General features: G+C 58.6%; 19 protein-coding genes. 2 read left to right on the top strand and 17 right to left on the bottom strand.

Going from position 1 to position 20,478, the window contains the following annotated elements; translation table 11 throughout:
* Window positions 1-6 precede the first annotated feature (6 nt).
* Both rlmB and rnr read right to left on the bottom strand, forming a co-directional pair.
* Complete coding sequence (gene rlmB, locus AB5Y89_RS08715; protein ID WP_010673115.1) at window positions 7-756, bottom strand: 23S rRNA (guanosine(2251)-2'-O)-methyltransferase RlmB; 750 nt, start codon at window positions 754-756, stop codon at window positions 7-9.
* Entirely contained in the window at window positions 753-3,146 is a 2,394-nt protein-coding gene (gene rnr / locus AB5Y89_RS08720; protein ID WP_010673114.1) for a ribonuclease R, read from the bottom strand. The genes rlmB and rnr overlap by 4 nt, the downstream gene beginning before the upstream one ends.
* A 133-nt stretch (window positions 3,147-3,279) precedes the next feature.
* Here rnr and AB5Y89_RS08725 point away from each other — a divergent pair, with 133 nt between their 5' ends.
* Complete coding sequence (locus tag AB5Y89_RS08725) at window positions 3,280-4,302, top strand: GGDEF domain-containing protein (protein ID WP_010673113.1); 1,023 nt, start codon at window positions 3,280-3,282, stop codon at window positions 4,300-4,302.
* Window positions 4,303-4,363: 61 nt separating this feature from the next.
* On the opposite strand, the gene luxS is transcribed toward AB5Y89_RS08725, so the two are convergent.
* Genes luxS through AB5Y89_RS08745 form a run of 4 tightly spaced genes read right to left on the bottom strand, consistent with a single transcriptional unit; the run spans window position 4,364 to window position 7,511 of the window.
* Window positions 4,364-4,873: an S-ribosylhomocysteine lyase gene (luxS, locus tag AB5Y89_RS08730; RefSeq protein WP_368223555.1), complete on the bottom strand. Its 510-nt coding sequence runs from the start codon at window positions 4,871-4,873 to the stop codon at window positions 4,364-4,366.
* A gap of 18 nt (window positions 4,874-4,891) precedes the next feature.
* A complete protein-coding gene (locus AB5Y89_RS08735) occupies window positions 4,892-5,494 on the bottom strand; it encodes a transglycosylase SLT domain-containing protein (RefSeq protein WP_042014883.1) in 603 nt (200 codons plus the stop codon).
* A 46-nt stretch (window positions 5,495-5,540) separates the two neighbouring features.
* Complete coding sequence (gene glnB / locus AB5Y89_RS08740) at window positions 5,541-5,879, bottom strand: nitrogen regulatory protein P-II (protein WP_005308848.1); 339 nt, start codon at window positions 5,877-5,879, stop codon at window positions 5,541-5,543.
* Window positions 5,880-5,888: 9 nt separating this feature from the next.
* The gene (locus AB5Y89_RS08745) at window positions 5,889-7,511 is read right to left on the bottom strand and encodes an NAD+ synthase (RefSeq protein WP_124243877.1); all 1,623 of its coding nucleotides are present in this window, start codon (window positions 7,509-7,511) and stop codon (window positions 5,889-5,891) included.
* 137 nt (window positions 7,512-7,648) lie between these two features.
* Here AB5Y89_RS08745 and AB5Y89_RS08750 point away from each other — a divergent pair, with 137 nt between their 5' ends.
* On the top strand, window positions 7,649-8,152 hold the full coding sequence (locus AB5Y89_RS08750; protein WP_010673109.1) for a GspH/FimT family pseudopilin: 504 nt from the start codon (window positions 7,649-7,651) through the stop codon (window positions 8,150-8,152).
* Between the two features lie 13 nt (window positions 8,153-8,165).
* Here AB5Y89_RS08750 and AB5Y89_RS08755 read toward each other — a convergent pair whose 3' ends face one another.
* The 11 genes from AB5Y89_RS08755 to ribF form a co-directional block, all read right to left on the bottom strand.
* On the bottom strand, window positions 8,166-8,450 hold the full coding sequence (locus tag AB5Y89_RS08755; RefSeq protein WP_041210962.1) for a TapY2 family type IVa secretion system protein: 285 nt from the start codon (window positions 8,448-8,450) through the stop codon (window positions 8,166-8,168).
* Window positions 8,447-11,968 (bottom strand): pilus assembly protein, encoded by a 3,522-nt coding sequence (locus tag AB5Y89_RS08760; protein WP_368223674.1) that lies wholly within the window; start codon window positions 11,966-11,968, stop codon window positions 8,447-8,449. Before AB5Y89_RS08760 ends, AB5Y89_RS08755 begins: the two co-directional genes overlap by 4 nt.
* A 65-nt stretch (window positions 11,969-12,033) precedes the next feature.
* Window positions 12,034-12,477 carry a type IVa pilus pseudopilin TppD gene (tppD, locus tag AB5Y89_RS08765; protein WP_049636457.1) on the bottom strand — a complete coding sequence of 148 codons (444 nt, stop codon included), beginning with the start codon at window positions 12,475-12,477 and terminating at the stop codon, window positions 12,034-12,036.
* Window positions 12,474-13,475: a PilW family protein gene (locus AB5Y89_RS08770; RefSeq protein ID WP_368172766.1), complete on the bottom strand. Its 1,002-nt coding sequence runs from the start codon at window positions 13,473-13,475 to the stop codon at window positions 12,474-12,476. Before AB5Y89_RS08770 ends, tppD begins: the two co-directional genes overlap by 4 nt.
* Window positions 13,472-14,035, bottom strand: coding sequence for a type IV pilus modification protein PilV (gene pilV, locus AB5Y89_RS08775; protein ID WP_323902305.1), 564 nt, complete (start codon window positions 14,033-14,035; stop codon window positions 13,472-13,474). The genes AB5Y89_RS08770 and pilV overlap by 4 nt, the downstream gene beginning before the upstream one ends.
* Before the next feature lie 3 nt (window positions 14,036-14,038).
* On the bottom strand, window positions 14,039-14,446 hold the full coding sequence (tppA, locus tag AB5Y89_RS08780) for a type IVa pilus pseudopilin TppA (RefSeq protein ID WP_039039991.1): 408 nt from the start codon (window positions 14,444-14,446) through the stop codon (window positions 14,039-14,041).
* A gap of 110 nt (window positions 14,447-14,556) precedes the next feature.
* Window positions 14,557-15,492, bottom strand: coding sequence for a 4-hydroxy-3-methylbut-2-enyl diphosphate reductase (gene ispH, locus AB5Y89_RS08785; RefSeq protein ID WP_010673102.1), 936 nt, complete (start codon window positions 15,490-15,492; stop codon window positions 14,557-14,559).
* Window positions 15,492-15,944 (bottom strand): FKBP-type peptidyl-prolyl cis-trans isomerase, encoded by a 453-nt coding sequence (fkpB, locus tag AB5Y89_RS08790; protein ID WP_010673101.1) that lies wholly within the window; start codon window positions 15,942-15,944, stop codon window positions 15,492-15,494. Before fkpB ends, ispH begins: the two co-directional genes overlap by 1 nt.
* Window positions 15,941-16,444, bottom strand: coding sequence for a signal peptidase II (lspA, locus tag AB5Y89_RS08795; RefSeq protein WP_010673100.1), 504 nt, complete (start codon window positions 16,442-16,444; stop codon window positions 15,941-15,943). Before lspA ends, fkpB begins: the two co-directional genes overlap by 4 nt.
* Window positions 16,444-19,305, bottom strand: coding sequence for an isoleucine--tRNA ligase (gene ileS, locus AB5Y89_RS08800; protein ID WP_201985220.1), 2,862 nt, complete (start codon window positions 19,303-19,305; stop codon window positions 16,444-16,446). Before ileS ends, lspA begins: the two co-directional genes overlap by 1 nt.
* Entirely contained in the window at window positions 19,305-20,279 is a 975-nt protein-coding gene (gene ribF / locus AB5Y89_RS08805; RefSeq protein ID WP_048209146.1) for a bifunctional riboflavin kinase/FAD synthetase, read from the bottom strand. The genes ileS and ribF overlap by 1 nt, the downstream gene beginning before the upstream one ends.
* Between the last annotated feature and the right edge of the window lie 199 nt (window positions 20,280-20,478).

Here is a 20,478-nt window from a genome sequence, read left to right on the forward strand (position 1 = left end):
GTCTTGTCAGACGCGGCGCTGGCGCACGGCTTCGAACAGGCAGACACCGCTCGCCACCGAGACGTTGAGGCTGGATACTGCCCCCGCCATCGGGATGCTCACCAGCTCGTCGCAATGTTCGCGGGTCAGGCGGCGCATCCCCTTGCCTTCGGCTCCCATCACCAGCGCCATGGGGCCGGTGAGTTTGGCCTGATAGAGATCGTGATCCGCCTCGCCGGCGGTGCCCACGATCCAGACGCCGCGCTCCTGCAGCTCGCGCAGGCTGCGGGCCAGGTTGGTGACCTGGATGAGCGGCACCACCTCGGCTGCGCCACAGGCGACCTTGCGCACCACGGACGTGAGGCCTGTGGCCTTGTCCCGCGGCACGATCACCGCATGTACCCCGGCCGCATCGGCACTGCGCAGACAGGCGCCGAGATTGTGCGGATCGGTCACCCCGTCCAGTACCAGCAGGAAGGGCGCTGTCTCTTGCGCCGCCAGATCGTCCAGCAGGCTGGCCAGGTCGTGCTCGGCCAGCTTGGGCGCTTCAATCACCTTGGCCATGATGCCCTGGTGATTGTTGCCTTCCGCCTTGTCATCCAGCGTCTTGCGGTTCACGCTCTGCACCCTGATACCGAGGGACTCCAGCTCGGCCAGCAGGGGATGCAGCCGCTCGTCATCGCGGCCCTTGAGAGCCCACACCTCGATGAAGCGCTCGGGGGTGCGCTCCAGCAGCGCGGAGACGGCGTGAATGCCGTAGATCAGTTCAGTACTCATTTAGTGCTCTTGGCCTTGTCGCGAGCCTTTTTGCTCGGTCGTCTGTTGCTGGGCTTGGCACGGCCACCCTTGTCGGATTTACCGCTCTCCTTGCCCTCTTTGCGTTTCTCGTGGCGCTGGGCGCTCTTGGCCTTCTCTTTCTTGATCTCGGCCTGCTTGCGCGCCATCTCCTTGGCGTTCTTGCCGGTGGCCTTGAGGGGCTCTTCCACCATCACGAAGTCGATCTTGCGATCGTCCAGGTTCACGCCCATCACCTTGACCCGCACCTTGTCACCTAAACGGTAGCGACGGCGGAAGTTCTCGCCGATCAGCTGCTGGTGCAGCGGGTCGAACTGGTAGTAGTCGTTGGTGAGGGTGCTGACGTGCACCAGACCGTCGATGTGGATCTCCGCCAGACGCACGAAGAAGCCAAAACCGGTGACGCTGGCGATGACGCCGTCAAACTCGTCACCCACGTGATCCAGCATGTACTCGCACTTGAGCCAGTCTGCCACGTCGCGGGTGGCGTCGTCGGCACGGCGCTCCGTCATGGAGCAGTGCTCGCCCATGGGGTCCACTTCTTCCAGCTGGTAGTGGTAGCCACCGCTCGGGGTCCACTTGTGGCGCAGGTTGCCCTGCTGCTCCTTGGCGGTCTGATACTTGATCGCCCGGTGCAGGATGAGATCCGGGTAGCGACGGATCGGCGAGGTGAAGTGCGCGTAGGACTTCAGGGCCAAACCGAAGTGACCGATGTTGTCGGCCTGATAGATGGCCTGACGCATGGAGCGCAGCAGCATGGTGGAGAGCAGTTCCGCATCCGGGCGCCCTTCGAATTTGGCGGCCAGGTCGGCAAAGTCCTTCGGCTCGGGCTCCAGGCCCCCCTTGAGCTCCAGACCCAGTTCGGCCAGGAAGTCGCGGAAGCCGGTGAGACGCTCCTCGCCCGGGCGGTCGTGCACCCGGAACAGGGCGGCGGCCTCGTTCTTCTCGATGTAGCGGGCGGCCGCCACGTTCGCCTGGATCATGCACTCTTCGATGATCTTGTGGGCGTCATTGCGCACCAGCGGTACGATACGGTCGATCTTGCGCTGGGCGTTGAAGATGAAGCGGGTCTCCTCGCTTTCGAACTCCACCGCACCGCGTTGATGACGGGCATGCTTGAGCGCCTTGTAGAGGTTGCTCAGCTCCTCGATGTGGCCCACCAGCGGATCATACTGCTGACGCAGCTTGGGATCCCCGTCCAGGATCGCCGCTACCTTGGTGTATGTCAGGCGAGCGTGGGAGTTCATTACCGCTTCGTAGAACTTGTAGCCGGACATGCGGCCGGCGGCGGAGATGGTCATCTCGCACACCATGCAGAGCCGGTCGACCTGCGGGTTCAGGGAACACAGACCGTTGGAGAGCACTTCCGGCAGCATGGGCACCACGAACTCGGGGAAGTAGACCGAGTTGCCGCGCTGATAGGCTTCGGTGTCGAGGGCCGTGCCCGGTTTCACATAGGCAGAAACGTCGGCAATAGCGACCCACAGGCGCCAGCCGCCTCCGCGCTTGGCTTCACAGAAGACGGCGTCATCGAAGTCGCGGGCGTCTTCCCCGTCGATGGTCACCAGCGGCAGGGCGCGCAGGTCGATGCGACCCTCTTTGGCCTTCTCCGGCACCTGCTCGCCCAGACCGGCGACCTCCTTGGTCACCTCTTCCGGCCAGGTGTGCGGAATGCCGTGGGTACGCAGGGCGATCTCGATCTCCATACCGGGCGCCATGTTCTCACCCAGGACTTCCAAGACGGTACCGACCGCATTGAAGCGGGCAGTGGCGCGCTGGTTGATGCGCACGACCACGACCTGGCTCTGGCGAGCCCCCTTGTTCTCCCCTTCCGGGATGATGATGTCCTGGCCGATGCGGCTGTCATCGGGTACCACGAAACCGACGCCGTTCTCGACGAAGTAACGACCGACGATGTCCGCCTCGCGGGATTTGAGCAGGCGCACCAGACGCGCTTCCTGACGACCCTTGCGATCGATCTCGGTCGGCTGCACCAGCGCATAGTCGCCATGCATCAGGCGCTGCATCTCGCGGTTGTTCAGGAAGAGATCCGCTCCACCACCCTCGGGGCGCAGAAAACCGAATCCATCTTTGTGGCCAAGCACATAGCCTTTGACCAGATTCAGGCGATCCGGCAGGGCGTAACATTGGTTGCGGGTGAACACGAGCTGTCCATCACGCTCCATGGCGCGCAAACGACGTCGCAAGGCTTCCAACGGCTCTTCATCGGTCAGCTTGAGGACCTTGGCCAGCTCTTCCCGGGACATGGGTTTCTCATGGCCCTTGATGAGCTCCAGCAGCATCTCGCGACTGGCGATGGGGTTTTCGTATTTTTCGGCCTCGCGTTGGAGGAAAGGATCTTTTTGAGACATAAGCAGGCCTTAGGGTAGGTAATAACGCAGACATTATATCGGAGGGGGGAGCTAATGGCATCCATCGACTGCCTTTTGGCCATTCTCTCTGTCATACTGGACACAGTTTGCAGGTATGTGAGACTCGGAACTCATGAGCAAGGACTCGTTCGCCCAATCTGCCGCCTATTTGAAACAGGCGGTTCCCCTGATGATCAAGTATCAAATTCCCACCACGCCGAACAACTATCACCTTTGGTACAGCTATGTCTCCGGCGACATGCCCGAACTCAACCATGCCGTCGATCAGGCGATAAAACAACAGGGGACCTTCTCCCTGACCACTTGTGAGCGTCTCTACCACCAGCACCTTGCGGCTCAGGACGAGCAGCAGATCGAGGCGATGAAACTCAACCTGGCGGCCATGGCCAGCGAGCTGAGTCACTCGATGCAGGATGCCATCTCCGATACCGGGCTGTTTCAGGAGATGCTCGACAAGAGTTTCGACAAGCTGAGCAAGATAGACGACGAGGGGCTCAGCCTGGAAGACACCATGGGGATCCTGCGGGATCTCGTGCGCGAGTCGCGTGACGTACGCATGTCCACCCTCCACTTTCGCAACCAGCTCAGCAGCGCCGAGAAAGAGATAAAGGAGCTGAAACAGGCCCTGAACGAGACGAGGAAGCTGGCCACCGAGGACCCGCTCACGTCTCTGCTCAATCGACGCGCCTTCGATCTCGAGATGGACAGCCTCATCCGTAGCAAGCAGCCCTTCTCCCTGATCCTGACCGATATCGATCGCTTCAAGAACTTCAACGACGAATACGGACATCTGCTGGGGGACCAGGTGCTGCGCATCGTCGGCAAGCGGCTGCGAGAGGCCAGCAAGGAGGGCATAACCGCCTATCGCCTGGGGGGTGAGGAGTTTGCCCTCTTGGTGCCAAACCGCGCCCTGGCGCTGACCCGCCAGATGGCCGAGAGCCTGCGTCGCGTCATCGAGCGGATGTCGATTCTGGATCGCAAATCCGGGCGACGCATCGATCACATCACCGCCTCGTTCGGTGTGGGGGAATACATCCCCCAGGAGACGGCAGACACCCTGATCGAGCGTACCGACAAGCTGCTCTACAAGGCCAAGGAGCTGGGACGCAATCGGGTGATGCCACTGCCCTCCTGATCCCACCAGATGCAAAAAGGCCGGTCATTGACCGGCCTTTTTCATGCTTCCCTTATCGGGCTCAGAGGTTTTTCAGCTTCTCTTCCGGCAGGGCCAGCTCGTCATTGTGGTTGACACCGATACCGCGCTCCAGCACATGGCGGGCGATGGCATGGGCCTCTTCCAGCGAGTGCATGCTGTAAGTACCGCACTGGTATTCGTTCAGCTCGGGGATCTTGCTCTGCTCCTGCACGGTCAGCACGTCGCTCATGGCGGCCTGCCAGGCAGCGCCAACACGGGCTTCATCCGGCGCACCGATCAGGCTCATGTAGAAGCCGGTGCGGCAACCCATGGGAGAGATGTCGATGATCTCCACCCCATTCCCATTGAGATGGTCACGCATGAAGCCGGCAAACAGATGCTCCAGAGTATGGATGCCGCGTTCGGAGAGGATCTCCTCGTTCGGCACGCAGAAACGCAGGTCGAACACGGTGATGGTGTCCTTGTTCGGGGTCTGCATGGTCTTCGCCACCCGCACTGCCGGGGCGGCCATGCGGGTATGGTCGACGGTAAAACTGTCCAATAACGGCATTTCTGACTCCTGATTTGGTTACCAGAACCAGCCCCCGCTGGAGAGCTGATCCTTGCATTGTCGATACTGGGCACCGTAGCGTTGGGCACGGGCCTCCACCTTGCGGGAGACCTTCATCAGCCATCCCTTGCTGCGGTAGCTGCCACGTCGATAGCCCCCCCAGCCTTCGTGATAATTGAGATACTGGCCATAGGCATCCCACTTGGACGTGCCGTTGAGCCGCTGTGCCTTGTGAGTGTACCAGCCCATGAAATCGATGGCGTCGGCAAAGTCGTCGCGATCGCTCCAGCCGTTGCCGGTTTCCCGCTGGTAGTCGGCCCAGGTTTCGTCTTTCACCTGGGCATAGCCGTAGGCTGAACTGGCCCGCCCGGTGGGGATGAAGAGGAAATACTGCATCGGCGGCTGGGCATCATGCACGAAGGAAGATTCCTGGTACATCATGGCCATCACTACCTGGACAGGTGTCCCCCACTTCTCGTTCATCTTGAGCGCCGCCTCGTGCCACTCGGGTTTCTCCCGAAAGATCTGGCACAGGTTTTCCGGCTGGGCCGGCGGCCGGGTACTGCACGCGGTGAGCGCCATCAGGCACGCCGCAACCACCCCGATACGGTAAAACGACATCAGAACGACAGACTCTTGCTGTTCATCACAGGGCACATCCACCACATCAGATCGCGTCTTCGTTCTCTTCACCAGTACGAATACGAATGACGCGCTCCACCTCGCAGACGAAGATCTTGCCATCACCGATCTTGCCGGTACGCGCTGTGTTCTGGATGGCTTCCAGGCAGGCATCGAGATCCTCGTCCTGCACCACCAGCTCCACCTTGACCTTGGGCAGGAAGTCGACCATGTACTCGGCACCGCGATAGAGCTCGGTATGGCCCTTCTGACGGCCGAACCCCTTGACCTCGGACACTGTCATGCCGTTGATGCCGATCTCGGCCAGGGCCTCGCGCACATCGTCCAGCTTGAATGGTTTGATGATGGCTTCAATCTTCTTCATGGTGACTCCTTACCAGTTCTGTTTGCCGAACCCGGACGTGATGGGATAGCGGCGGTCCTTACCAAAGTTGCGAGCCGTGATGCGGGGGCCGACGGCGGCCTGACGGCGCTTGTATTCGTTGAGATCCACTAGGCGGATCACCTTGCGTACCACCGCCTCTTCGAAACCTTCCGCCACCATGTCGGCGACAGACGCATCCTCTTCCACGTAGCGCTTGAGGATGGCATCCAGGATGTCATAGGGGGGCAGGCTGTCCTGGTCCACCTGATCCGGTGCCAGTTCGGCCGACGGGGGACGATCGATGACCCGCTGCGGGATCACGTACTCCACGCTGTTGCGATATTCGCACAGCTTGAAGACCAGGGTCTTGGGGACGTCCTTGAGCACATCAAAGCCACCCGCCATGTCGCCATACAGCGTGGCGTATCCCACGGCCATCTCGCTCTTGTTGCCAGTGGTCAGCACGATACGGCGGCGCTTGTTGGACAGCGCCATCAAGAGCACACCGCGGCAGCGGGCCTGCAGGTTCTCTTCGGTGGTGTCGCGGGCGGTCCCTTCAAACAGAGGTGCCAGCTGCGTCATGAAGCCTTCGAACATGGGTTCGATGGAGATGATGTTGAACTCCACCCCCATCCGCTCGGCCTGCTCCTTGGCATCCTCCACGCTCATCTGGGCGGTGTAGCGGAACGGCATCATCACCGCCTGCACCTTGTCCGCCCCGATGGCGTCGGCCGCAATGGCCAGGGTCAGCGCCGAGTCGATACCACCGGAGAGGCCCAGCACGGCGCCCTGAAAACCGTTCTTGGTGACATAGTCGCGCACCGCCAGCACCAGGGCCTGATAGGTCTCGGCCAACGGCTCCAGCGGTGCGGCGGGTTCCCGCTCCTTCACCGGCTGACCATCGGCAAAGCGCACCAGCGCCAGCTCTTCGGCAAATGGAGCAAGCTTGTGGGTCAGCTCGCCCTGGCTGTTGAACACTTTGGAGCAGCCGTCGAAGATCAGCTCGTCCTGGCCGCATACCTGATTGAGGTAGATGAGCGGCAGGCCGGTCTGATCGCAGCGTTCCGCCATCAGCTCGCGGCGGATCCAGGGTTTTTCCTGATCATAAGGAGAGGCATTGATGGTGAGCAGCAGCTCGGCCCCCGCCGCCTTGGCGGCCAGCGCCGGACCCGGCTGCCAGAGATCTTCGCAGATGAGCAAACCCAGCTGATGGCCACGGAACGGCACCACACAGGTATCGGCCGCCGCAGTGAAGTAGCGCTTCTCGTCGAACACCCCGTAGTTGGGCAAGTCCTGTTTGAAATAACGTGCCCGCAGTTGACCGCGCTCGTAGAGAGACGCCGTATTGTAAAGCGCCCCCTCTTCGCGCCAGGGATGGCCCACCAGAATGGCACATTGTCCCTGCCATGCCGCGATGCGGGACAGCGCAGCCTCGACCCGGATCATCAGGTCGGCGCGCAACAGCAGATCCTCAGGCGGGTATCCTGTCAGGGCCAGCTCGGAGCAAACCAGCAGATCGGCCCCTTGCTGATCGGCCAGGGCTGCTGCCGCCAGTACCTTGTCACAGTTATCTTCGATGGCGCCTACCGTCAGATTTAACTGGGCAAGCATCAGAGAGAGGGCTTTTGCCATGGCGATGCATCTTGAATTCGAAAATGATGGGGAATGATAAAGAAAAGGCGCTGGCTGTGCCAGCTCAACACTTGGGCTTTACGCTGGTGTTCTGGCTGTCTGGAGATAAGATGTAACTAATCGAGGGAGATATTGCCATGATCAAGGACGAGAAAGGATTCACCCTGCTGGAACTGATGATCGCCGTCAGTCTGGGGGTCATCTTGCTTGGTATTGGTGCACCGGCCATGTCGAGCCTGCTCAATGAGAATGCCTTGAAATTTGAATCTCGCACACTCTTGAAATATCTGCGTTTTGCTCGTAGCCAAGCCATCGACAACCAGCAATCTGTCACTGTGTGCCTTGCCAATGCCAGTGACAATTGTGTCACCGCCAATCCGACCCAATTCCTCGTGTTCGTCGACGGTAATGGCAATGACATTTTCAATAACGGTGAGCAGATTCTGGCAAGAAGCCCTCAGCTATCTGACTCGCTGACTGCTGCAAACAATCGAACTTCCACTACCTTCAGCCCTGATGGCACCAGCCTGGGTACCAATGCCACCATCACGCTGTGTCGTTCAGGAAATGCCCAGATAAATCTGGTCATCTCTCCCTCCGGCCGCACCACCCAATCTACCCAGGCAAATATCTGCCTCTGAATGAAGTCCTTCGCTATCGCAGTTGACGGGCATCCTGTTGCTGACCCTCTTTTGACTGGAAATTTTCCTCCGCAGTGCGGCATTCCAGGATTTTCTTCACAGGCTGTACCGCACCATCCACCTCGTATCCTCTTTGTTTGAATTTATCCTGCACCGCCTTTGGCGTGTTGTCTGCCACAGTACCGTGCAGGACAACCTTCTGGCCGTTAACCAGCTCGACATAACATTTTATGTCATCTGCCAAGACGGACCCGGATAACAAGAGGCACAAACCCAACACCCCGCTACGTGTTTTCATTGTGCCTCTCCTTCGTAGAGGTAAATTTTCTTGGGCGACATATCCATCTCAGCCTCCTCTGCCCCCTGGTTGCACTCTCCCGCTCCGGTACAACGCTCAGGCTCACCATCCCCTTCATCTTTCAGGATGACCTCTTCCCCGACACCGCCTCCAATAATGCGGATCTTGGCATCGTCTCCTGCATGCACCACCAAATCGTCGGCAACCTTGTTCTGAACTTCGACATAACGCTCAGGTGTCTGGTTGCCTTCAAGATCAACCACATAACGGAAGGAACTGCCATAATGCATGTCTACCATGTATTGGCGTGCAGCCCCGATGGATTGAATGGTGCATTGCTGGAACGACTGCACTTGCGGCAGGAACGAGGTGAAGTAAAGCTTGCCCTGAAGTACGACCCCGGCCCCCATGGATTTCTCACCCGGTTCGTTCAACCAATTGACCCACCCTTTGGCAGTGGTAATTCCCGCCTTGGTCACCAATATTCCATCCGTGTTTGTCTGGGCAGACAAAGGATCAGAGGTCACATCATAAAGGTCAGTAATCAAGATGGGGCTTCTTGCCTGCGCATTGGCGGCACGCGGCACGACATCATAATCACGCAACATGAAATAGCCATTGCGGACGGTCGCTTCCGATGAGGGGCGATTGCGGTCTCCACTCCCAATCAGCACTGCATCAAAGGGACGATCCTGATAGGAGTAGACCACATTCCCCCCCACAACGGTGCGGGTGACCTGCTTGTTGATGGTACGCACCACGATAGGCTGGGTGAAGAAACGGCGATCATCTGCTTGAGTGACATCCGACCCCAGGCTGGCAAATTTGAAGACGCTCCAGTCAGATTTGTTGGTGCCTGGGAGATCCATGCGCCAGATATTGCCCCCCGTATCACCCACATAGATGCGATCGACTTTGCCATCACCATCGCTGTCAAGCGTAGCTACCGACCCGGGCATACTGTCGGTCATCCCCGTGACTCTGAGGTTGCTGGTTGAAGTCGCAGCAGGGGTCGCACTGAATATCAGCGCCCCAGTATCGGCATTGACGATGTAGATACCTCTCCCCATGCTGTCACTGGTTCCCAATCCCAGCACGCTCTTGTTCACGTCATAACCGCCAGCAAAGATAAGCACGGGATCACTGACTCCCGGCACAAACGCGACTTCCGGCACCGACCAGGTCAGCCCCAGCTCACCAAAACCAGTCGTCAGACTGTTCAGACGCCATTTCAGTGTCGGCGTATCCGGGCTGGAAACGTTGAATGCATAATAGGCTTTGCCGCCGCTCCTCAAGCCGGTGAATACCCAGACAAAATCGCTCTCCGAGGATTTCAGCACCCCGTTGCGATTGGCATCTTTGATAAGGGCCACCGGAGAAGAGTCAACACCGTAGATATGTTCGGCTGATTCCGCATTGAGACGCAGCGCCTTCTGATTGGCCATGAACTCATAAGGTATCGCCGCCCAGCTTTCGTCTATGGTGCTCCCCATGTCCTTGAACATATGCAGGAAACCGGCATTGGTCCCAAACAGAATACGCAAGTCCGGTGCATCTGTCGGGTTACCGGATTGCGGGCCATAGTTCAGCACCAGGGGACGTGAGTGCAGGGGGTCACCCATGATATGGGCGCGGATCAGGGTTGATGTATCAAAGTCCTCATCGTCGACATCCAACCCCTTGGTCCAGTTGATCAGGGAATCGAGTTCAGTCGTCGTAACTGCCTGCATGAAGGTCATGAGCGCGGCTTCACTGCCAGCCTGCGTTACCAGATTTGCCTTGGTCAGCTGATCGAGACGGTTCTGGGCATTGTTGATGACATAGAGGCTGCGGTTGCTTTTCCCCGCCAACATCTCTTGCGCCCCACCTTCGGCCACAACGTTCCCGTCACGGCCGGATGACCAGAAAGTCTGGGCACTGTCGATGATGGTGCCATCAAACTTGATAGCAGGCAGCCCCCGGCTGTCAGCCACATAACCGTCAGGAGAAAAGATCAGTTTTTTCAGATTGCCCCGCCATCTGGGACCATCATCTGGCTCAAACATGGCGTAATAGATGTTGTTGAGACTGCGTGTCCGGTCAAAGTTGTTGCTGGCAATGGCGGGGGACACCAGCGAGGTATTGATCCGCAGGATCGCTAGCAGCGATGCCTTCAACGCATCACTCAAGGCAGAGGCGTTGGTTGCCGGATAATAAACGCCGCCACCACGACGGGCAGTTTCAGCAAGCAAATTACCGGCCCCGCTTATCGCCTCGTCACCAAACCCGACGGTAAAGGTCGTGACTGTCTGGGTACCAGGGGAAACGGCATTCACATCCTTGTGTTTCATATAACCCGCCAATGCGGCCAGATAGCTGCTGGACCTGTTCCCTGACCCATAAGTAACGGTAGTGCCATAAGCCGCTTTTTCATCGCTGGACAATGTATTTATCAATCCCTGGACAAAGGTATTGGCATCCCCATCCTGAGTCGGCTCTCCATCGGTGATGTATATGACGTAACCGTTGTTTGAGCAGTTGTCATAGGGGGCTTGATAGGTACCTGTTGGGCTTTCGGCGGTCGTATCTCTCGTGCCTCCTTGCAAGCCATAAACAACGCTTCGTCCCCCGAAGAAGCGATACGCCTCACTCAACGTCTCGCATAATGGTGTGTTGGTACTGGCAGTCAGTCCTTCGACCCTGTCGAGCAGGTCTTGTTCTCCGGTCTTGCCATTCGACAACGTGATCTCGCTACCCAGAATATCCCGGACAACTCTGCCGCCATTGGTACTGCTACTGTCATTCCTGTTGAAAATAGCCAGACCAAAATCAACCCCGGGGGCAGATGATATCAATCCTTTGACTGCATCTTTGGCAATACGCAGCCGGGATTCTATAGAGTAACCCGTAGGCCCGTAATACCACCTGATATAGTTGGCAGAATAAAGCACCACGGCCGTATTGCTGGCATTAACAGAGTCTCTTGTTGCCGCTGTATAAAACCATGAGCCTTGATTATTGCTGGTTTTATTGACCGGATACCCGGTGCCAACACTCCAAGTACCTGTGTATGGGTTGGCAGGGTTATTTGCGGTCACATCCTGCTTGCAATCGACCAAGTCGATGTTGTTTTCCTGATAACCACTAATTGAATACCAGCTTCCCCTCCCTCTCCCGGGAGGGTTGCCACTTGTCACTTCATAAGTCCAGACTTGCGACTGAAAATAACCGATACTTGCAAGAGGTCCCTTGGAGGTGGCACAAGCGTTCAGTTTGTCGGAGAAACGCTTGTTGCTATTAATAGTGGGAATGCTCCCATCTGTTGAAAAATAGATATATCGTTTATTATTGCTTGTGTCGGGATCATTGCTCAAGGCTGGATAGACAGTCGCTGGATTATAAGCTTCCTTTATCTGTTCCATGGTGTCAGCCATACTGCCGGAGTTATCAAATATCAACAGCACTTTAGGTCTGAAATCACCAGCCTTATTAAAGTCGTATATAAAAAGCTCGGTGTCATCGGCTCGTGTTGACGTCATGCCAAAAACAAGACTGCACCAGCATAAAATTGAACCGAATCGTTGTAACCACATATCCTTCGCTCCTATTTTGTGAGCAGTGGCTGTTCCACACCCGCAGTCCAGGTCAGCGGGCGAGAATATTTTCCATAATTGACACCGGCCTGTAGCTCGACATATTTGCATACAGGAATCACATTGCTGCTGCTGGCATCCACCTTGCGTTTGCAGACAGTTTCCGTGCGATTGGTGAGGGCCACACTGGCTGAATTATTGCTGCTATTGACACTGATGGCAGCACTCGCCCCCAGCGCAGACCCCATGCCTGCAATCACCGTCGATATGTTATTGCTCTGTACCGCCGCTTCGATGATGCCTTCCAGTCTGTGTTCTGCCTGCCTGAAATTGGCCGCAGAGCCTGCCATCTTGAGATCCTGCCCGGAGGACTGCATCACCACCACGGCGATCAGCGTCAGAGGTACCAGGATGATCAGAGCGACGATCAGGGCAACGCCATGCTGAGACCTCATGAACCACCTCCAGTCATGACCATCGGGTTGCGCAGCGACACGCTGCTCTCCAGCAGCAAACGACGAAATCCATCCCCATTGCCTGATACGCTGGTACTGCCTACCTGATAGATGTTGTTGTTCACATAGCTGCTGGATGCTTGCGACGACCGCACCAGAATAAAGACACGGGCAGCAACGACACGCCCTTCGCTCCATTCCTGCTCGGTCACGTTTGTAGACGCGACATAGCGATCAATGACCCCATCGGCAACAGGAGTGTCGTCAACACCAAACAGCACCGTCATGCGCTCAATCCCTTCCGCCATGGGGCCTCCGATCAGAACCGAGCCCCCATTGGCAGTCAGGTAACGCTTTCTCAGCTCCGGGTTGCCTGCGGCATTGGGAGCGAGATAATAGATAAAGTGCTGGTATTCCCAGAGCTGACGAGCCGGCATATCTGTCATCGTGGGCACTGTTTCTCCCCCTTTGAACATCAGTGCCGCTTGCGTCGTAGTAGCAAGATAGAAGCGATTGCCAGTAGCTGCGGCATCGGCCAGGGGCTGCCCAATCAATCGCTTGATGCTGATGACATCCGTATTGGCAACACGTGACGTCACGGGAATACAGGCAAAAGCCCCCCCGTTAATCGCCCTGTTGTTGTCCACCCGCGCGACCCAGACCCCCCGATTTGTTCCCACGCTGGGCGGCAAGCTGCCACGCCCCAAATTGTCCAGACAATCGTTCGCCGAAAGCACCGCAGACCCGCTGCTGAGAGTCACGCCTTGCCCCGTTGCCATGGGGGAACCGGTGTAGTCCCCCCAGAAGCCCGCCCACTTCAGGTCCTGTGTCACCAGACGCATCGCAATACGCCCGTTCTCCTGCAACTCGCTCTGATCGAAAGCATCTTCCGTTGTGGCGCGGGAAGCCACGAAGATGCTCAAGCCGCCACCGACCAGAAATACGCCGATCAACATGGCAATCAACCATTCAATCAGGGTGAAGCCGCGGGCATTCATAGTGTGGTCGTCAGTACGAACTGACGCCTCTGTCTGTCTGCCGCATTGCCCAACCCACAACTGTTGCGCACCGCGGCCACTGCAACGGCACCATCGGACAAAGACTCCCGCCCCTGCCAGAAGATCCCTATGGTCAAACTGTTGTTGGCGCCACGAATCACGCAGCCGACCGGAGATTGCAGAGGTGACGCGGCACCGGATACTGCGGTTCCCAGCAGGGACTGCTGCCAGTAGAAGAGGTCCAGTGCCTGCCGCTCTGCCCTGCTGCAATCCGACATGGTGCCATTGTTGTTGGCACAGCTCGGCATATCCAGGATCGCGTTGCCGGATACCACTGTCGTTCCCTGACCAGCCCAGCTGTCTTTGTTGATCCTGGCGCGTTCCACCAGATCATTGGCCAGCCAGTTGGCGATGGTGCGCTGACGCGCTTCGTAGCTGGAAAACTTGGCGGTAACCTGCATGGCAACCAATCCCAGCAAGCCGAAGGAGAGCACCACGGCCGCAATCAGCACCTCCAGCAGGCTGAACCCCCTTATGTGTCGATGGCGCAGTGGTTTCATCGCCTAGTCCCAGCAAGCATTGTTGACGGTATCCCCGAGCCGGGTGGCACTCCGGGTGCCATCCTGGTCGATGGAGAAAATGATGCAGTCGCTGTCTGACCCCTGCGCACCAGAGGCCGTGGCAAACAGGATGTATGTATTGACCCCGGCTGAGATGACCAGGTGATAGAAGCCGGATTCGGAGTTCTCCGAGATATTCAAATCGGCTGCGGATGAGGTATACCGATTGAAGTCCATAAAATAGGTTTCTTGTCTGTTGGCGGCGTCCAACAGCATTTTTTTGGCATCAATTCGGTGGCTGGACAGCAGGTAACGCTGATAGGAGGGATAGGCAATAGTGCCAAGAATCGCCACGATTGCGACGACAATCATCAATTCAATGAGAGAAAAGCCTCGATAGAACCCAATCATAACCCATCCTTGGTGACTGGCGGTTCATATAGTCTAATGCCGGATAGGTCGCAACGACAAATCCGGCATCAGGAACATAACTCTTTATTCTCAGGCCATCCTGGCCACATTCAAATAATTCTAAGCTCGGGCGGCACTTCAAACACCACATTCTCTTCCCGGCCAGGATGCTCGGTCACTATCTTGCCTCCCAGCTCGCGCAGACGGGCAATGACATTCTGAACAAGCACATCGGGGGCTGACGCACCCGCCGTGACACCGATACGGGCAACCCCGTCCAGCCATTGCGGCTCAATCATGGAGGCATCGTCGATGAGGTAGGCCTTGGCACCCACCTTCTCGGCCAGCTCCCGCAGACGGTTGGAGTTGGAAGAGTTGCGCGACCCCACCACCAGCATGGCGTCCACCAGCCCGGCCATCTCCCGCACGGCATCCTGGCGGTTCTGGGTGGCATAGCAGATGTCATCCTTGCGCGGCCCCTGGATCTTGGGGAAGTGCGCACGCAAGGCATCGATGACATCCGAGGTCTCGTCCACGCTGAGTGTCGTCTGGGTAACGAAGCAGAGGTCATCCGGGTTCTTCACCTTGAGCCTGGCCACGTCTTCCGGTGTCTCCACCAGATACATGCCCCCCTCACTGTTCTCGTACTGTCCCATGGTGCCGATCACCTCGGGGTGGCCGGCATGGCCGATGAGCACGGCTTCGGAGCCTTTGCGACTGGCGCGATGGACCTCCATGTGCACCTTGGTCACCAGCGGACAGGTGGCATCGAACACCTTGAGGGCGCGGGATTTGGCCATCTCGCGCACGACCTTGGCGACACCGTGAGCGGAGAAGATGACGATGCTGTCATCCGGCACCTCGTCCAGCTCTTCGACGAAAACGGCACCCGCCTCCTTGAGCTTGTTCACCACGTAGCGGTTGTGCACCACCTCGTGACGGACATAGATGGGGGCACCGAACTTCTCCAGCGCGCTCTCGACGATGCTGATGGCCCGGTCGACACCGGCACAGAAGCCACGGGGGTTAGCCAGCAGAATATCCATCAGTGAACCTTCTCCTCGTCATCAACTCCCAGGATCTCCACCTCGAAGGTGACGGTGTGACCGGCCAGGGGGTGGTTGAAATCGACCGTAACCGACATCCCTTCCACCGCCCGGATGATCCCGGGCAGTTCGCTGCCGTTGGGCTGGTCAAACAGAATGATGGTACCCACCTTGGGCTCAACTTCGTTACCGAATTTGGCGCGATCGAGATGGTAGATGTTGTCAGGATTGGAAAGGCCGAACGCCTCTTCCGGCGCCAGGGTAAAGCTCTTGCTCTCCCCTTCGCGCAGCCCCAGCAGGCATTGCTCGAAGCTCGGCGTCAAGCTGCCGTCTCCCATCCGCAGACGGGCAGGCTTGCCGTGCAGCGCCGTGCTGTCGGCCACCGAGCCATCTTCCAGTTTGATAGAGAAATGGAACAGCACGCTGCTGTCCGCAACAATCAGCTGGCTCATGAGGTCGCGTCCTGTTTTTTCTCGCCACGGAAGCCGTCCAGCACGATCATGGCGGCACCGATGAAGATGAAGCTGTCAGCCAGGTTGAACGCCGGCCAATGAGCGCGCTGCCAATAGAAGTCGAGGAAGTCGACCACATGGCCCAGCACCAGCCGGTCAAACACGTTGCCGAGCGCCCCGCCGATGATCAGGCTGTAGGCGATACCGCTCCAGCGCTGGGTGACCGACTGCTTGCGCAGCCAGTGGATCAGCAGGCCACAGATGGCGAACGCCAGCACGGCGAAGAACCAGCGCTGCCAGCCTCCCTGATCCGCCAGGAAGCTGAAAGCAGCGCCCTTGTTGTAGACATGGACCAGGTTGAAGAAGGGGGTGATCTCCACCCCCGGGTAGCCAAATGGCAGCAGTTTGACCACGGCGAGCTTGCTCGCCTGGTCCAGAACAAAGGCCAGCACTGCCAGCCACAGCCAACGCAGGCCGCTTTTATGTTGAGTCATGTTCATCAGGCAAATTGACGCGTTTCGCCGTCACCCTCGACGTTGGTGACGCAGCGGCCACAGATCTCTTCATGGCCCGCGATGGTACCCACGTCCTCTACATGGTGCCAGCAGCGGTCGCACTTGGCTGCAGCTGACTGGGCCACGCAGAGCCACAGGTCATCGCGCTCGGTCGCCACGGCCTCTGCCGGTGCGACATCGACGCTGACGACCTTGGCCTTGGAGGTGAGCAAAACGAAGCGCAGCTCATCGGCCAATGCGTTCAGACGCGCGGCCAGCTCAGGCTTGGCGAACAGGGTCAGCTCGGCCTGCAGAGAACCGCCGATGCGCTTCTCGCCACGGGCCACTTCCAGCGCCTTGTTCACTTCACCGCGCACGGTGAGGATCTCGGCCCAGAACTCGTCGTTCAGCACTTCGCCCGCTTCAAGCCCGAACAGGCCGTCGTACCACTCCTCGGTGAACACGAACTCACCGCGCTCACCCGGCAGCAGGGCCCAGATCTCGTCGGCGGTGAAGCTCATGATGGGCGCCATCCAGCGCACCATGGCCTCTGCGATGTGATAGAGGGCGGTCTGGCAGGAGCGACGGGCCAGGCTGTCAGCCTTGGCGGTGTACTGACGGTCCTTGATGACGTCCAGATAGAAGGAACCCATCTCGATGGAGCAGAACTGCATCAGCTTCTGGGTCACACCGTGGAAGTTGTACTCGTCGAACGCCGCCATGATCTCGGCCTGTACCGCCTTGGCACGGCCCACGGCCCAGCGATCCACCACCACCATGTCGGCAGGCGCCACCATGTCGGTCGCCGGATTGAAGCCGTTCAGGTTGGCCAGCAGGAAGCGGGCGGTGTTGCGGATGCGGCGATAGGCGTCGGCAGAGCGCTTGAGGATCTCGTCGGAGACGGTCATCTCGCCGGTGTAGTCAGTGCTCGCTACCCACAGACGCAGGATGTCGGCACCCAGCTTGTTCATTACGTCTTGCGGGCTCACCACGTTGCCGATGGACTTGGACATCTTGCGACCCTGACCATCAACGGTGAAGCCGTGAGTCAGCACCTGGTTGTAGGGAGCCTTGTCTTTCATCGCCACGCCGATCATCAGGGAGGACATGAACCAGCCACGGTGCTGGTCAGAGCCTTCCAGATACATGTCGGCCGGCTTGCCGTTGAACTCGGGACGGGCATCGACCACGGAGGCATGGGTAGAACCGGAGTCAAACCAGACGTCGAGAGTGTCAGGCACTTTCTCGTAGTTGTCGGCATCGGCGCCCAGCAGCTCGGCCTTGTCCAGATCCCACCAGGCCTGGATGCCGGACTGCTCGACCCGCTTGGCCACCTCTTCCATCAGGCGCACGGAATCCGGGTGCAGCGCCTGGGTATCCTTGTGAACGAACAGGGAGATGGGCACGCCCCAGGTACGCTGACGGGAGATACACCAGTCGGGACGGTTCTCGACCATCGCCTGGATGCGATTCTTGCCCCAGGCCGGGACCCAGCCGCTCTGGCCATGCTGGGCAATGCCCTGAGTCTCGATACGCTCGATCTCTTCCAGAGCACGCTTGCGCAGACCCTTCTGCTCCATGCTGATGAACCACTGGGGGGTGGCACGGAAGATGATCGGGGTCTTGTGACGCCAGCAATGCGGGTAGGAGTGGTTGAATACCTTGTGATGCAGCAGGGCGCCGCGCTCGGTCAGCACCTCGACCACGGCCGCATTGGCCTTGAACACGTGCTGGCCAGCAAACAGTTCGGTATCCGGCAGATAGACGCCGTTGCTGCCAACCGGGTTGGCCACTTCCAGACCGTACTTCTGACCGACCACGAAGTCTTCCTGACCGTGACCAGGGGCGGTGTGTACCGCGCCAGTACCGGCGTCCAGAGTGACGTGGTCACCCAGCACCACAGGTACGTCGAAGCTGTAGAAGGGGTGGTTGAAGCGCAGCAGCTCGAGTGCAGCACCCTTGGCATAGCCCAGGTTGTGGAAATGCTCGATGCCGGCGCGATCCATCACGTCCTTGACCAGCTCGGCAGCCAGGATCAGGCGCTCGGGATTGTCGCCCTCTACCTGCACCAGTGCGTAGTCCAGATCGGCATGCATGGCGATGGCGCGGTTGGCCGGCAGGGTCCACGGGGTGGTCGTCCAGATCACGGCAGAGAGCGCGCCCTTGCCGGTGTGGCCTTCGGCGCAATCAAACTTGGCGGCAACGGCAGCCTCGTCGACGGCCTTGAAGCGCACGTCGATGGAGGGGGAGTTCTTGTCGTAGTACTCCACTTCCGCTTCAGCCAGCGCGGAGCCGCAATCGGTACACCAGTGCACCGGCTTGGAGCCTTTGTGCAGGTGGCCGTTTTCAACGATCTTGGCCATGGAGCGGATGATGTTGGCTTCGGTGCCAAAATCCATGGTCAGGTAGGGGTGTTCCCAGTCACCCAGCACGCCCAGACGGATGAAGTCGGTCTTCTGCGCTTCGATCTGGGTTTTGGCGTATTTGCGGCACTCGGCTCGGAACTCGGCGGCGGAAACCTTCTCGCCCGGCTTGCCGACCATGCCTTCCACTTTCAGCTCGATGGGCAGACCGTGGCAATCCCAGCCCGGCACATAGGGGGAATCGAAGCCGGAGAGGCCCTTGGACTTGATGATGATGTCTTTGAGGATCTTGTTGACCGAGTGACCGATGTGAATGCTGCCGTTCGCATAGGGGGGGCCATCGTGCAGAATGAAAGAAGGCTTGCCCGCTTTGGCGCGGCGAATGGCGCCGTAAAGATCCTGATCGTACCAACGTTTCAACATGTTGGGTTCGCGTTTGGCCAGATCGCCACGCATCGGAAACTCGGTTTCCGGCAGATTCAGGGTGTGTTTATAGTCGCTCATCAGTCCTGGGTTCCCTTCTTTTCTAAAAGAGTGCTGGGTAAATGAAATTGTGGCAGCCCGAACCAGGCTCGGGCCGCCAGGGCATCTCGTTCGATCTGCTCTTTCAAGGCGGTGAAAGAGTCAAATTTCTGCTCTTCGCGCAGCTTGTGGCGAAGCAGCACCTTGACCTGCTGACCATATAGATCACCAGAAAAATCAAATAGATGTACTTCCAATCTGGCTTGTGTACCGCTCAAGGTCGGACGTACACCCACATTGGCGACGCCGGGGAAAGTCTTGCCGGAACATATCACTTCCACCGCAAACACGCCACCGACCGGGACAACCTGGCGTTTGAGGGCCAGATTCGCGGTGGGAAAACCTATGGTGCGCCCCAGCTTATCGCCGTGGGCCACCCGGCCGCTGATGGCATAGGGGCGACCGAGCATCAGCTCCACCTCCGCCATGCGGCCCGCTTTGAGGGCCTCACGCACCAGGGTGCTGCTGACCCGCTGGCGGGAAAGCTGGAAACTCTGGGTGCTGATCACCTCGAACCCGAAGCGCCGACCGGCCTCCTCCAGCAGGTGGAAGTCCCCTTCCCGCCCCTTGCCGAAGCGAAAATCGTCGCCGACCACCAGATAGTGCACGCCGAGTTTCTCCACCAGCAGTTGCTCGATGAAGGTGCTGGCTGCCTGCTCGGCAAAACGATGGGTGAAACGCACGCAGAGCATGCGATCGATCTGCATTCCCTTGAGGGCTTCGTACTTCTCCCGCCAGCGGCTGAGGCGGGCGGGCGCGGCACTGCCCGCAAACAGCTCCAGCGGCTGGGGTTCGAACAACATGACGCAGGCTGGCAGGCCAAGTTGGGCGGCCTTATCCTGCAAACGGGCCAACACCGCGTGGTGCCCCTGATGAACCCCATCGAAGTTGCCTATGGTCAATACACAGCCCCGGTGACGGGGCTTGATATTGTGAATGCCGCGAATAAGCTCCATCAGTGCCTTGTGCGTTGCTGCCATGGAAATCGGCGGATTATATATCAGGCAGCAGGCAGGGTCAGCCCTGCCGTTGACCCGATTTAGCCATCCCGCTCGCTTCTCGGACTTGGCCAGGAGCATCGCACCTCGTTGGCGGGCCAACCCGACAGCCCCTGAGACCGCCCCCATCGACCCTGTACTGTCCCCTCCCTTGCAG

It is taken from the genome of Aeromonas sp. s4, assembly GCF_040907855.1.
Lineage (GTDB): Bacteria > Pseudomonadota > Gammaproteobacteria > Enterobacterales > Aeromonadaceae > Aeromonas > Aeromonas caviae.

Bases quoted from the DNA above. Each gene is read 5' to 3' on its own strand.
- rlmB (WP_010673115.1), bottom strand. From the start codon at position 756: ATGAGTACTGAACTGATCTACGGCATTCACGCCGTCTCCGCGCTGCTG.
- rnr (WP_010673114.1), bottom strand. From the start codon at position 3,146: ATGTCTCAAAAAGATCCTTTCCTCCAACGCGAGGCCGAAAAATACGAA.
- AB5Y89_RS08725 (WP_010673113.1), top strand. From the start codon at position 3,280: ATGAGCAAGGACTCGTTCGCCCAATCTGCCGCCTATTTGAAACAGGCG.
- luxS (WP_368223555.1), bottom strand. From the start codon at position 4,873: ATGCCGTTATTGGACAGTTTTACCGTCGACCATACCCGCATGGCCGCC.
- AB5Y89_RS08735 (WP_042014883.1), bottom strand. From the start codon at position 5,494: ATGTCGTTTTACCGTATCGGGGTGGTTGCGGCGTGCCTGATGGCGCTC.
- glnB (WP_005308848.1), bottom strand. From the start codon at position 5,879: ATGAAGAAGATTGAAGCCATCATCAAACCATTCAAGCTGGACGATGTG.
- AB5Y89_RS08745 (WP_124243877.1), bottom strand. From the start codon at position 7,511: ATGGCAAAAGCCCTCTCTCTGATGCTTGCCCAGTTAAATCTGACGGTA.
- AB5Y89_RS08750 (WP_010673109.1), top strand. From the start codon at position 7,649: ATGATCAAGGACGAGAAAGGATTCACCCTGCTGGAACTGATGATCGCC.
- AB5Y89_RS08755 (WP_041210962.1), bottom strand. From the start codon at position 8,450: ATGAAAACACGTAGCGGGGTGTTGGGTTTGTGCCTCTTGTTATCCGGG.
- AB5Y89_RS08760 (WP_368223674.1), bottom strand. From the start codon at position 11,968: ATGACGTCAACACGAGCCGATGACACCGAGCTTTTTATATACGACTTT.
- tppD (WP_049636457.1), bottom strand. From the start codon at position 12,477: ATGAGGTCTCAGCATGGCGTTGCCCTGATCGTCGCTCTGATCATCCTG.
- AB5Y89_RS08770 (WP_368172766.1), bottom strand. From the start codon at position 13,475: ATGAATGCCCGCGGCTTCACCCTGATTGAATGGTTGATTGCCATGTTG.
- pilV (WP_323902305.1), bottom strand. From the start codon at position 14,035: ATGAAACCACTGCGCCATCGACACATAAGGGGGTTCAGCCTGCTGGAG.
- tppA (WP_039039991.1), bottom strand. From the start codon at position 14,446: ATGATTGGGTTCTATCGAGGCTTTTCTCTCATTGAATTGATGATTGTC.
- ispH (WP_010673102.1), bottom strand. From the start codon at position 15,492: ATGGATATTCTGCTGGCTAACCCCCGTGGCTTCTGTGCCGGTGTCGAC.
- fkpB (WP_010673101.1), bottom strand. From the start codon at position 15,944: ATGAGCCAGCTGATTGTTGCGGACAGCAGCGTGCTGTTCCATTTCTCT.
- lspA (WP_010673100.1), bottom strand. From the start codon at position 16,444: ATGAACATGACTCAACATAAAAGCGGCCTGCGTTGGCTGTGGCTGGCA.
- ileS (WP_201985220.1), bottom strand. From the start codon at position 19,305: ATGAGCGACTATAAACACACCCTGAATCTGCCGGAAACCGAGTTTCCG.
- ribF (WP_048209146.1), bottom strand. From the start codon at position 20,279: ATGGAGCTTATTCGCGGCATTCACAATATCAAGCCCCGTCACCGGGGC.